Below are 483 nucleotides of genomic sequence, written 5' to 3'. Positions count from 1 at the left end.
CGAATGGAAGCGCAAGAAACATGGACCTGAATATCGTCGCCAATGGCGTAAACTACATATTGGTATAGATGCCAAAACCCTGCAAATACGAGCAGTTCAGCTTACAACCAATAATGTCAGTGATTCACAGGTGCTTGGTGATTTACTTAATCAGATTCCACAAGATGAGCGGATTGACTCTGTTTATACCGATGGAGCTTATGACACCAAGCAATGCCGTCAGGTCATTGCAGATCGGCAAGGGCATGCGGTGATTCCACCTAGAAAAAATGCGAAACCATGGAAAGATACAAAGATTAGCTCGCTAGAACGAAATGAATTACTTCGAACAGTTAAGCGTTTAGGCAGGACACTATGGAAAAAATGGTAAGGCTATCACCGTCGCAGTTTGGTTGAAACCAAGATGCATTGCATCAAATTATTGGGAGAGAAACTCAGTGCAAAGAACTTTCAAAGCCAGGCTAATGAAATTCATGCACGCGT

Annotated in this window: 1 pseudogene; it reads left to right on the top strand. The window is 42.9% G+C overall.

The annotated features are described in order from the left end of the window. Nucleotides 1-483: pseudogene (locus NI464_RS15780) on the top strand (IS5 family transposase); the annotation flags it as partial.

The sequence above is a fragment of the Acinetobacter lwoffii genome, assembly GCF_024129685.1.
Taxonomy (GTDB): Bacteria; Pseudomonadota; Gammaproteobacteria; order Pseudomonadales; family Moraxellaceae; genus Acinetobacter; species Acinetobacter lwoffii_X.
The sequence above is the reverse complement of the archived record's forward strand: the minus strand, read 5'-3'. Positions and strand labels throughout refer to the sequence as shown.